General features: G+C 37.6%; 15 protein-coding genes and 1 pseudogene. 14 read left to right on the top strand and 2 right to left on the bottom strand.

Annotated elements, in window-relative coordinates:
- Window positions 1–156 precede the first annotated feature (156 nt).
- Both MSWAN_RS07325 and MSWAN_RS07320 read right to left on the bottom strand, forming a co-directional pair.
- Window positions 157–1,128 (bottom strand): biotin--[acetyl-CoA-carboxylase] ligase, encoded by a 972-nt coding sequence (locus tag MSWAN_RS07325; RefSeq protein ID WP_013825990.1) that lies wholly within the window; start codon window positions 1,126–1,128, stop codon window positions 157–159.
- 8 nt (window positions 1,129–1,136) lie between these two features.
- Complete coding sequence (locus tag MSWAN_RS07320; protein ID WP_013825989.1) at window positions 1,137–2,630, bottom strand: acetyl-CoA carboxylase biotin carboxylase subunit; 1,494 nt, start codon at window positions 2,628–2,630, stop codon at window positions 1,137–1,139.
- Between the two features lie 761 nt (window positions 2,631–3,391).
- Between MSWAN_RS07320 and MSWAN_RS07315 the strand changes: the two genes are divergently transcribed.
- From MSWAN_RS07315 to MSWAN_RS07250, 14 genes and pseudogenes are all read left to right on the top strand, one after another.
- Entirely contained in the window at window positions 3,392–4,018 is a 627-nt protein-coding gene (locus tag MSWAN_RS07315) for an METTL5 family protein (RefSeq protein ID WP_013825988.1), read from the top strand.
- A gap of 304 nt (window positions 4,019–4,322) precedes the next feature.
- Window positions 4,323–5,150, top strand: coding sequence for a putative RNA uridine N3 methyltransferase (locus MSWAN_RS07310; protein WP_013825987.1), 828 nt, complete (start codon window positions 4,323–4,325; stop codon window positions 5,148–5,150).
- Window positions 5,151–5,196: 46 nt separating this feature from the next.
- Window positions 5,197–6,207 carry a 50S ribosomal protein L3 gene (gene rpl3p / locus MSWAN_RS07305; RefSeq protein WP_013825986.1) on the top strand — a complete coding sequence of 337 codons (1,011 nt, stop codon included), beginning with the start codon at window positions 5,197–5,199 and terminating at the stop codon, window positions 6,205–6,207.
- A 35-nt stretch (window positions 6,208–6,242) separates the two neighbouring features.
- The gene (gene rpl4p, locus MSWAN_RS07300; protein ID WP_013825985.1) at window positions 6,243–7,028 is read left to right on the top strand and encodes a 50S ribosomal protein L4; all 786 of its coding nucleotides are present in this window, start codon (window positions 6,243–6,245) and stop codon (window positions 7,026–7,028) included.
- A 15-nt stretch (window positions 7,029–7,043) separates the two neighbouring features.
- Entirely contained in the window at window positions 7,044–7,307 is a 264-nt protein-coding gene (locus tag MSWAN_RS07295; RefSeq protein WP_013825984.1) for a 50S ribosomal protein L23, read from the top strand.
- A gap of 64 nt (window positions 7,308–7,371) precedes the next feature.
- Window positions 7,372–8,097: a 50S ribosomal protein L2 gene (locus tag MSWAN_RS07290; protein WP_013825983.1), complete on the top strand. Its 726-nt coding sequence runs from the start codon at window positions 7,372–7,374 to the stop codon at window positions 8,095–8,097.
- Window positions 8,098–8,189: 92 nt separating this feature from the next.
- The gene (gene rpsS, locus MSWAN_RS07285; RefSeq protein WP_013825982.1) at window positions 8,190–8,600 is read left to right on the top strand and encodes a 30S ribosomal protein S19; all 411 of its coding nucleotides are present in this window, start codon (window positions 8,190–8,192) and stop codon (window positions 8,598–8,600) included.
- 12 nt (window positions 8,601–8,612) lie between these two features.
- A complete protein-coding gene (gene rplV / locus MSWAN_RS07280) occupies window positions 8,613–9,086 on the top strand; it encodes a 50S ribosomal protein L22 (RefSeq protein WP_013825981.1) in 474 nt (157 codons plus the stop codon).
- Window positions 9,079–9,870 (top strand): annotated as a pseudogene (locus MSWAN_RS07275) (30S ribosomal protein S3); the annotation flags it as partial. The gene rplV and the pseudogene MSWAN_RS07275, both read left to right, overlap by 8 nt.
- Before the next feature lie 205 nt (window positions 9,871–10,075).
- The gene (rpmC, locus tag MSWAN_RS07270; RefSeq protein ID WP_013825979.1) at window positions 10,076–10,282 is read left to right on the top strand and encodes a 50S ribosomal protein L29; all 207 of its coding nucleotides are present in this window, start codon (window positions 10,076–10,078) and stop codon (window positions 10,280–10,282) included.
- Between the two features lie 5 nt (window positions 10,283–10,287).
- Complete coding sequence (yciH, locus tag MSWAN_RS07265) at window positions 10,288–10,623, top strand: stress response translation initiation inhibitor YciH (RefSeq protein ID WP_013825978.1); 336 nt, start codon at window positions 10,288–10,290, stop codon at window positions 10,621–10,623.
- A gap of 32 nt (window positions 10,624–10,655) precedes the next feature.
- On the top strand, window positions 10,656–10,937 hold the full coding sequence (gene rnp1 / locus MSWAN_RS07260) for a ribonuclease P protein component 1 (protein WP_048188369.1): 282 nt from the start codon (window positions 10,656–10,658) through the stop codon (window positions 10,935–10,937).
- Between the two features lie 142 nt (window positions 10,938–11,079).
- A complete protein-coding gene (locus MSWAN_RS07255; protein WP_013825976.1) occupies window positions 11,080–11,400 on the top strand; it encodes a 30S ribosomal protein S17 in 321 nt (106 codons plus the stop codon).
- Window positions 11,401–11,799 (top strand): 50S ribosomal protein L14, encoded by a 399-nt coding sequence (locus MSWAN_RS07250; protein WP_013825975.1) that lies wholly within the window; start codon window positions 11,401–11,403, stop codon window positions 11,797–11,799.
- Window positions 11,800–11,811: the final 12 nt, after the last annotated feature.

Raw genomic sequence — 11,811 nt, 5'->3', positions numbered from 1 at the left:
AGACGTTTAATAAAAATATTTTAAAACTTAAATTTTGCAGTTTAAATGTAAAAAGAATAGAAGGATTAATTAAAAAAGTTTGGTTAAAAAGAGTAGATTTTAATTAAAATTCGAATAATCTTAAAATCTAACTAAATCATTTGTTTTAACCTTTAATTATTTCTTAACGTGTATGCATTCCCCTGATACCACTTTTTCAAGACTTCCATCTTCAAGCTCCAGTATCAAAATACCGTCCTTGTTTATACCTACAGCTTCTCCTTTTACAGTTCTTCCACGTTTATGCACTTCAACATAGCTTCCAATCGTTTTAGAGAACATTCTCCATTGCTTAAGTATTTCTGGGAATTTATCCTCTTTAAATTCATTGTATCTGTTTTCGAAGTTTAAAAGGAATTTCTGGATAAGTTCTGCGCTGTGAATTTCCTTTTCAAGCTCATTTTTAAGTGATGTTGCGCCTTCCCTTAATTTTGGAGGGAAGAGCTTTACATCAACGTTCAGATCAATTCCTATTCCGACAATAAGGTATTCCACCTTTTTTGTAGTGGCTTGAGCTTCTGTAAGTATGCCGCATACCTTTTTTTCGCCTACAAGGATGTCATTGGGCCATTTTATGCCCACGTCAAGTCCGCATTCATTTTTAAGGGTTTCTGCAACTGCAACTCCTGTGACTAAAGTGAGCTGTGGGGCTTTGGCAGGATTTATTTTCGGCCTGAGAATTATACTCATCCAGATTCCACCTTCTGGTGAAATCCATTTTTTGCCGCGCCTTCCCCTTCCCATACTCTGGCTTTCTGCTATTACAATTGTACCTTCAACTGCTCCGTCTTTGGCAAGTTCCTTCGCAACATTGTTGGTTGAATCAACCTCATTGAAATAATGGATTTCATGCCCAATGTAATCTGTTTTAAGGTCTTTTTGAAGTTCACATGGTAAATAAAGATTTGTGGTTTTCAGAAGCCTGTAACCCTGTTTAGGAGAGTATTCTATGAAATATCCATCATCTCTCAAGGTTTGGATATGATCCCGCAGTTCTGTTCTTGAAATGTTGAATTGGGATGTAATCTCATCCTCTGAAACATAATTTTCCAGGGTTTTATGAAGAATTTTCAGTATACTGTTTTTCATTTAAACACCTACCTCTCCAGGGTATTGTTATTAATGGAGTTAGCCATGTAACTTGAAACAGCTGCGGACACTGCTGCAACTTTTTTTGATGGTAAAAACGTTGATTTTAGTCTGTTTTCCATTTCTTTATCTGCCTGAACAACTTTTTCCACATTTGCTATGATTTCCTTCTTGTGTTCATCGACAAAGTGCGTGTGGAGTTCCGCTTTTTTGAAATGGCTGTTTGTCATCATTGCTTTATGGAATGGAATGGTTGTTTTAACTCCCAGAATTATGTACTCGGAAAGTGCCCTTCTCATACGTGCTATAGCTTCGTTACGTGTTCTTCCAAGAACTATGAGTTTGGATATCATTGAATCATAGAACGGGGGTATGGAGTAATTCATGTACACTCCACTGTCAACCCGCACGCCGTGACCTCCAGGTGAACGGTAACCTGTAATTTTACCAGGGTTGGGTGCGAAATTATTTAATGGATCCTCTGCATTGATACGGCACTCTATTGCGTGACCCCTAACTGAAATGTCTTCCTGTGCACAGCAGAGTTCCCTGCCTGAAGCTATCTTGATCTGTTCTTTTACAAGATCAATACCCGTTACAATTTCTGTTATTGGATGTTCAACCTGTATACGGGTGTTCATTTCTAAAAAGTAAAACTGTCCATCTGAATATATGAACTCGACTGTACCCGCGTTTGTGTATCCTACAGCAGAGGCAGCTTTCACAGCAGCTGATCCCATCTTATTTCGAAGTTCATCTGTCATTATGGGTGATGGTGCTTCTTCTATGAGCTTTTGATGCCTTCTCTGGATGGAACATTCCCTGTCTGCAACGTGGATGGTGTTTCCATGTTCATCTGCCAGTACCTGAAATTCTATGTGCCTTGGTTCTTCTATGTACTTTTCCACGTACACTGTGGAGTCTCCAAAGGCAGAAGCTGCAACGGACTGGGTGGACTCTATCGCCCTCATCATTTCATCTTCCTCATAAACAGTTCTCATACCTATTCCGCCACCACCAGCAGATGCCTTTACAATAACTGGGTATCCTATGGCTTCAGCCATGGAAATAGCTTCATCCGCGCTGCTTATCCCTTTACTTGCCCCCGGAACAACAGGAACTCCTGCTTTTTTCATAAGAGTTTTAGAGGTTATTTTGCTCCCCATATCTTTTATGACTTGACCTTTAGGTCCTATAAGTTTGATTCCATGTTTTTCACATTCTTCTCCAAGGAGAGGGTTTTCAGCGAGGAATCCGTAGCCTGGATGTATTGCTTCTGCCCCAGATTTTTCTGCAACATCAATTATTTTTTCTATATTAAGGTAGCTTTTAGCTGGTATGGATTCACCTATATGGTAAGCTTCATCAGCGTACTTTGCAAAAAGTGAATTTTTATCAGCGTCTGAATAAACAGCAATGCTTTTAACATCCAGTTCTCTGCAAGCCCTCATGATCCGTATGGCTATTTCACCACGGTTTGCAACCAAGACTTTTTTAAACATGATATCGTCCTGCCAATCTTTTATAAAATCCTGTTAACTCTTAAAATCATGTTAACAGTTTAATTATTTTTTATTTTTTTAAGTTATCTATTTTATACTTATATTTTTATTATTTAGTTTCTAATCTTTAGTTTTTAATTATTTATTATTTCTAATTCACTATTTTCCAATTCATTATTCTGATACATTTTCATTATTCCTTTTTTATATTATATTTTTTTTGCTTGATCAACTAATATAAAAACAAAAAAACTCTAAAAAACATATAAAAACAAAAATTCAGTTTTACACAAATTTAACGCAAAATTAAAACCATAAATTCCTTTTTAATGTGATATATTTTATTTCACTTTAACTTCGAATTAATTTTATAATCTATTTAAATCAGATTTCCAACGATTTAACTTAGCTAAAAATATTCTAAAAGTATCAAAAAGAGAATAAATAAAATAGAAATAAATCTAGTAGAATTTATCAAGGGTTTAAAGATTATTTCTGGTTTATTGGTAAGAAGATAGTAAGAAGATAGTTATAGAATAATTATGTACGTCAAAAGAGATCACAACTTCACATATTCAAAATAATTTATAGTTCAATTATAGTTCATATATATTATAAGAAAATATTTATAAGAAAATAACTTTGTTTACGTATATTTTTATTGTAATATCATAAGATTTATTGTAATATCATAAGAATAACCTCAAAAAGATAGCCTCAAAAATAATAAATTAATTAATGTTTAAGATGGTTTTAAAAACATGTTTAAAAGGCAAATAACAAAAAAAAGACAGCTTGAAATTGCTTTGCAGCGTATTCCATCACACATGCATCCTAAAGTAGCTCTTGAACAGTATTCAACCCCTGCTGTGATAGCTGCAGATATTCTTTGGAATGCACATGCTATGGGGGATATTGAAGGTATAAAAGTTGTGGATCTTGGCTGTGGAACAGGTATCCTTACAGTTGGGTCTGCTCTCCTTGGTGCTGGTGAAGCTGTAGGTGTGGATGTGGACCCTGATGCTGTGGAAATTGCACAATCTGAGGCTTTGGACATTGGACTTGGTGAGAGAACCAGATTTATTTCAATGGATATCAAAGAGTTTGATGAGAAGGCAGACACCGTGATCCAGAACCCTCCATTTGGAGCTCAGAAAGCTAATAAAGAAGCTGACAGACAGTTCATGGCTAAAGCCATTGAAATTGCCCCTGTTGCTTATTCTTTCCATATAAAAGAAACAGAAAATTTTGTGGAGAACTTTTTCAAATCTATTGGAGGTAAAGTTACACACAGGTTTTATTACAGATTCCCGATACCCCACATTTATGACTTTCATAAAAAGGAAAAGGTTGATGTGGATGTGGTTGTTTTAAGGGTTGAAAAATAGTGAACAAAAATGGTGAATTTAACATTTTTTTTCTTGACTTTAGCACCAAAATTGATACCTATATAAAATGTCCTCTCTAAGATAAAATAAATTTACTGTGGAAATCTACTTTTGTGATGAATTGTTCAACTATAAATTTAAATAGTAAATTGAATAAATAATTGTTTAATATTCTTTGAGGACTTAGTCATGCTTTTTATTTCTTAAAGCTGGGAGAAATCCTGCCAATTAGTTATATAATTGCTTTTCTTAATTTAAAAAATCCTCAGTATAGTTTATTAAGACTGAAAACAAACATTTAAAGATGGCACAAAAGCATTTATCCATCTTTATACCAGCTTCAATAATAGCTGAAACAAAAGATTTAAGAATAAGAACTTACAAAGTAGGCTTGATTGGAAGATCTGCAGCGATTTATAAAGCTGACAGAATCGTTGTTTACAGTGATGATTCAACAAAAGAAGAGGTAAAGTTTATTAGTGATGTCCTCACTTATATGAATACGCCTCAATACCTTAGAAAAAAGGTATTCCCTCTCACAAGGGAGTTGAAAAATGTCGGTATTCTTCCGCCACTTAGAACTCCACATCACCCAACTGGAGAACTCAGTTTAGGTGATTATAGACAGGGATTAACAATAAAAAGGACAAAAAAAGGCACTATGGTTGATATCGGTGCTGAAAGGCTTGCGCTTTGTAAGGAAAAACTTAGCGTAAATAAAATACTAAGCTTTAAAGTAGAGAAGATTGCAAAGGATAATATATTAATAGTTCCTGATATCCCAGAATTTTATTGGGGCTATAAAACAATATCTACTTATAAAAATATATATCAAAGCATCCGAATGTTGGATCCAAAGCCAGATCTGGTTATTGGAACATCGCGGTATGCAGAACCCATCACTTCTGTTTTAGACGAAGTAAAAGAACGTTTAAAGGGCTCCAAACACACGGCTATTTTGTTTGGTGGTCCATATTCAGGCTTACATGATCTTATCTCAGACCAGAAAGAAAGAGAAGTCATAGATCTTGAAGTTAATACTGTTCCCTCACAGGGGACTAAGACTGTAAGGACTGAAGAAGCTGTTATATCAACTTTATCTGTGTTTAACTTGCTCTCAAACGCAGACTAACTCGAATATTTGGAAAAATTATGTGTAAGTAAGGAGGTAAAATTAAATGAGTAGACATCATCAACCAAGAAAAGGATCAGTTGCATTTAGTCCTAGGAAAAGAGCAGCTAGTGAAACACCACGAATAACTGCTTGGCCTGAGACTGAAGAAGCATGTCTCTTAGGATTTCCGGGCTATAAAGTGGGAATGACTCACATCACCATGCTAGACTCAAGGAAAAGTTCACCAACAGAGGGAATGGAAATATCAACACCAGTAACAATACTGGAAGCCCCTCCAATTGTTGTCATGGGAATAAGGGCCTACAGACAGGACACCCGTGGACTTAAAACTCTGGCAGATATTCTGGCAAATGATCTCGATGAAGATCTTCAAAGAACAATATCTTTGCCTAAAGAAAATGATTTAGAAGCCAAGTTAAAAGATTTCAAAGAAAAAATGGATGAAATAGTGGATATAAGGGTTTTAGTCCACACAAAACCAAGACTCGCAAGTGTTCCAAAGAAAAAACCGGAAATACTTGAATGTGGAGTCGGTGGAAAGACAGTTGCAGAAAAATTGGATTATGCTGTAAGTGTTCTTGGAAAAGAATTAAACCCTTCAGATGTTTTTGCTGACGGCGAACATACTGATTCAATAGCTATTACTAAAGGTAAAGGATTTCAGGGACCTGTTAAAAGGTTCGGTATTAGGATCCAGTACGGTAAAGCTGCAAGAAGTAGTAAAGAAAGACACGTTGGTTCAATAGGACCATGGAACCCTTCAAGGACCATGTGGACTGTTGCAATGGCAGGTCAAATGGGATACCACAAAAGGACAGAGTTTAACAAGAAAATCCTCAAGATAGGCGGTGCAGACGAAGTAGATGCTGTAAACCCAGATGGCGGATTTGTTAAATACGGTCTCGTGAAAAACGGCTACTTCATAGTTAAAGGATCTGTTCCAGGACCTTCAAAAAGGTTGGTAATGCTCAGAAAAGCTATTAGGCCCCACGGAAAACATGATGACGTTCCTCAGATATCATACATAAGTACAGCTTCTAAACAGGGAGTTTAAGTTAACAATTAGGATAAAACTAAAGAGTGATTTAAATGGAGAAGATCAAGGTTTATTCATTGGAAGGCGAAGTCATAGAAGAAATTGAGCTTCCTGAAATTTTCATGGAAGAGTTCAGACCTGACCTTATAAAAAGGGCAGTTATATCATCACAAACAGCAAGGATACAGCCATGGGGAGCAAACCCTCGGGCAGGTATGAGGACAACTGCAAAGTCATTAGGTTCCGGCCGTGGTGCAGCAATGGTCCCACGTGTAAAAGGATCAAGACATCCTGCAGCTTCCAAAGCAGCCAGGATACCACAGTCCACTGGAGGTAGGAAAGCTCACCCACCAAAGACAGAAAGAATCATTCATGAAAAGATAAACAGGAAAGAAAGGAGACTGGCCATAAGGTCAGCAGTTGCTGCAACAGCAAACCGGGATATTGTGGAAAGAAGAGGACACAGAATCGCAAACTTACCTCAAATACCATTTGTGGTTGATGATGAACTTGCAACAGTTAAAAGGACAAAAGAAACCCGTGAAATATTTGAAAAACTCGGGATAATGGACGATGTTGTAAGGGCTAAAACTGGTCATAAAATAAGGGCTGGAAGAGGTAAAACAAGGGGAAGAAAATACAAAAACCCAAAAGGACCACTAGTAGTTGTTGGCGAGGATAAAGGAATAAGCCTCGGTGCAAGAAACCACGCAGGCGTTGACGTTGTTGTTGTGGATAATTTAAATGCAGAACTTCTAGCTCCTGGAACTCATCCTGGAAGACTCACAATTTACACAAAATCAGCTGTTGAAAAGTTAGGAGAACTTTTCAAGCAATAAAAGGGGTTGTGAAAAATGGATCCTTACGCAATAATAATAAAACCACAATTAACAGAAAAAAGTATGAATGCAATTGATCAGAATAATGAATTAACCTTTGTAGTTAGAAGAACTGCAAACAGGACTCAGATAAAAGCTGCATTTGAAGAACTTTATGCTGTGAAAGTTGAAAGGGTTAACACTCAAATAAGATCTACTACTGGTGTAAAGCTAGCTTACATAAAACTTGCAGCAGAACACAGTGCAGAAGATATAGCAATGAAAATGGGTGTATTCTGATAACAACTATGTTTGTTTTCATAATTAACAATTTTACCAACCTTATGAGGATGGAGGAAATACAATGGGAAAACGATTAATAATCCAGAGGAGAGGAAGAGGAACTCCTACTTACAAAAGTGCATCGCACAGGTTCAGGGGAAAAATAGCTTACAGATCCTACGATGACATTGAGAAACAGGGTAGTCTTAAGGGGCAAGTAGTGGACATAATACACGACCCAGGTAGGACAGCTCCAGTTGCACTTATTAAATTTGAAAATGATGAAAAAAGACTTATTTTAGCACCTGAAGGAATACAAATAAATGATGAGGTGGAATGCGGAATTTCAGCACCAATAAATCCTGGAAACTCATTACCTCTCGGTGAAATTCCTGAAGGAACACCATTATACAACCTTGAAAACAATCCTGGAGACGGCGGTAAATTCGTCAGATCTTCTGGAACTTACGCTTCTTTAATAACACACGATGTTGGTAAAGCAATTATAGAATTACCTTCAGGTGAATTAAAGGCATTCAACCCCCGCTGCAGAGCAACCATAGGTGTTGTTGCAGGTGGAGGAAGAAAGGATAAACCATACCTCAAAGCAGGAAACAGGTACTACGCACTCAATGCTAAGGGTAAAAAATCAGTTAGTGTTAGAGGAGTGGCAATGAACGCTGTAGATCACCCACACGGTGGAGGAAACAAACAGCACCCTGGTAAACCAACAACAGTTTCAAGAAACGCACCAGCAGGAAGGAAAGTTGGTTCAATAGCTGCTAGCAGGACAGGTAAAAGGAGATAAGCTTAAAATTTGTTTATCTTAAAATCTGCTTATTAATTTGAATAAATTAAAAATAGGGAAATAATTTACAAAAAGTATTAGGAGGAGACTAATTGGCAAAAAAAGAATTCAAGTATCGCGGTTACACTCTAGAAGAGTTACAAGATATGCCACTAGATAATGTTATACAACTTTTACCATCTAGGCCAAGAAGATCCCTTAAAAGGGGATTTCTTCCAAGGCAAAAAAAGGTCTTAGAACAGATAAGAAAAGTTAAAAAAGAGGGCAATAAAAATGGAAGGCCTCAAATCATTAAAACTCACTGCAGGGATATGGTAATTCTTCCTGAAATGGTTGGGTTAACCTTTGGAATCCACAACGGAAAAGAGTTTGTTGAAGTAATGATACAGCCTGAAATGATTGGATGTTACTTCGGAGAATTCGCAATCACCAGACAGAGGGTTCAGCACGGAGATCCAGGTATGGGTGCAACAAGATCATCCATGTTTGTGCCTCTTAAATAAGGAGAAATTACAATGTCAAAGATTAAATACGCTTATCAAGATGAGTACGAAGGAAAAACAGCAAAAGCTGCAGGAAGAGCTCTCAAGATCTCCCCAAAACATGCTGTTGAGATATGCAGCGCCATAAGGGGAATGTACCTTGAAGAAGCCCAAGATTACCTGGAAGAAGTAATCGAGATGACTAGACCCGTACCATTCAAAAGACACAACAAAAAAGTGGGTCATAAAAGGGGTCTTGAGGGATGGCCAACAGGCCGATACCCTGTAAAAGCCTCAACCCAAATACTTGAAGTTCTTAAAAACGCAGAGGCAAACGCTGAATACAAGGGACTTGACACAGAAAACCTTAAAATCGTCCACATATCAAGCCACCGTGGTTATGTGATAAAAGGATGGACAGCAAGAGCATTTGGAAGGGCAAGCCCATTCAACACACCAACAACCCATGTACAGATAGTTCTAGGGGAGGCAGAGACTGATGATTGAGAAGGATTTTGTAACAGAAGGTCTTAAAAGGACAAGAATAGATGAGTACCTTGAAACACAGCTTGAGAGAGCCGGATATGGTGGAATGGAAATTCAGGTAACTCCACTTGGTACAATGGTTGTAGTCTATGCTGAAAGGCCAGGAATGGTCATTGGACGAGGTGGAAAAACTGTTAGAAGCATAACACAGAACCTCAAAAATGACTATGGTCTTGAAAACCCTCAAGTAGAGGTTAAAGAAGTTGAAGTACCTGAATTAAACCCAAAAATAATGGCACATAAAATAGCCAACATGCTCCAGAGAGGTATGCATTTTAGAAGAGTCGCATACACAGCACTCCGTAGAATAATGGGTGCAGGAGCACAGGGTGTTGAGGTCACTATCTCAGGTAAAATCAGGGGTTCAAGATCTGCATGCTCCAAATTCACAGATGGATACATCAAAAAATGTGGAGAACCAGCAAACAAACACGTTAGGAAAGGATTCGCAACGGTACAGCTTAAACCAGGTGTACTTGGAATCTATGTTAGAATCATGCCACCAGGCATTCTTCTACCTGATAAAGTAGATATCAAAGATATTGAAATCGAAGAACCTGCAGTTGAAAAAGTTGTTGAAAACATCGAAAAAGAAGAAGCACCTAAATCCGCTGAAAAAGTGGAAGTTGTGGAAGAAGCTGTAAAACCTGAAGATATCCTTGAAGAAATCACAGAAGAAAAAGCAGAAGACATAGAGGAAGTTCCTGAGGAAGTTCCAGAAGAATCTGTTGAGGAAGCTGTAGAACCTGAAGAGGAAGCTGCAAAACCTGATGAGAAAACATCGGAAGAGCCTGTAGAATCTAAAGATGATGAAACAAGCCCAAAAGATACCGATAAATCTGAAGCTGCAGAATCTGAGGATAAATCCAAAACAGAGGAAAAGGCAGACAAATCAGAATAAAATATAATCTGTGGGCAAATTATCACAAATTATAAAAGGATGTAGAGAAATGGTAATATTAAGAAGCAAGGAAATACGGGCAATGGCAACGGAAGATGTCCAGGCTAAACTGGATGAACTCAAAGCAGAATATGCGAAAAATATCTCAAAAAGCGCCGCAGCTGGAATTTATGAAAATCCCGGTAAAATCAAGGAACTTAAGAGAACAATCGCACGTGTCCTTACTATAATGAACGAAAAAAACCAGGAGAAATAAAATAGATGAAAGTCTGTGAGATATGCGGTCTTCCAGAAGAACTTTGCGTCTGTGAGGAGATAGCCAGAGAAATTCAAAAGGTTAAGGTCTATACAGTAAGAAGAAGATTCGGAAAACTTATGACGATTGTCGAGGGAATAGATGAGCACGACATCGACGTAAGGGAATTAACAAAGGAACTTAAGGCCAAATGTGCCTGTGGAGGAACAGCGAAGAAGGGTCAAATAGAACTTCAAGGCGACCACAAAAGGAGAGTCAAGGAAGTTCTTGCAAAAATGGGCTTTTCTTCAGACACAATTGAAATAAAGGAAAGAGACGATAGACACAGAAAAAGACGTTAATGTCAATTGTCAGATCTTTCTGGATAAAAATTATGATCACTCCACAAAACATATTCAGGCACGAGCTTATAGGCCTTCCTGTTAAGGTCAATGAAAGCTCACATGAAGGATTTATCGGGATACATGGAAAAGTTGTTGACGAAACAAAAAACACCATAACAGTGGATGTTGATGGAACTGAAAAACAGGTTCCTAAAAACGTTGCAACTTTCCATTTTAAACTGCCTGACGGTACAGTGGTTGAAATAGACGGCCGCATAATCGTTGCTCGCCCTGAGGATAGGATAAAGAAAAAATTCAGAAAATACTGGTAAAGAAGCACTGGTAAGAACGTAAGCGGACATTCAAAAAAAAATTTGAAAGTTGAAAATAACTTTTAAACTAAACTTGAAAAGAAACTTGGTAAACTCAGATAAAGTTATAATAATATAATAAGAGGACATATTAGGTGATAATATGGTTGGAATCGATGTTAAAGAACCAAAAACAAAATGTGATGATCCCAATTGTCCGTTTCACGGAACTCTCCCTGTAAGAGGTCAAATATTAGAGGGAATTGTTACAAGTGAGAAGGCAGAAAGGACCATAACAGTAGAACGAAGTTTTTACAAATTCATCAGGAAATACGAAAGATACGAAAAAAGGAAATCAAAGATCACAGCACACAAACCTGACTGCATTGATGTTAAAGTCGGCGACGCTGTTAAAATTGCAGAATGCAGGCGTCTCAGTAAGACTAAAAACTTCGTTGTAGTGGAAGTGAAAGGAGAGAACTAAATGAAGGCTATTCCATCTAATGTTACAAAAGCACTGCCAATAGGTGCAAGACTTCAGTGCGTGGACAACACAGGTGCAAGGGAAATTGAAATCATATCCGTCAAAGGATACAAAGGTGTTAGACGACGACTTGCATCTGCAGGTGTCGGTGACATGGTAGTGATCTCAGTTAAAAAAGGTACAGTTGACATGAGAAGAGAGGTCACAACAGCTGTTGTGGTAAGGCAGAAAAAAGAATTTAGAAGGGCAGACGGTTTAAGGGTCAAATTTGATGATAATGCAGCTGTCATAGTAACCCCCGAAGGTTTGTTGAAAGGTTCCGAAGTAAGGGGACCTGTTGCAAAAGAAGCAGCTGACAGATGGCCTGCAATAGGAAGCGCTGCCAGTATAATAGTTTAAAATTATGGTGAT

The organism is Methanobacterium paludis (assembly GCF_000214725.1).
Classification (GTDB): domain Archaea; phylum Methanobacteriota; class Methanobacteria; order Methanobacteriales; family Methanobacteriaceae; genus Methanobacterium_C; species Methanobacterium_C paludis.
The sequence above is the reverse complement of the archived record's forward strand: the minus strand, read 5'-3'. Positions and strand labels throughout refer to the sequence as shown.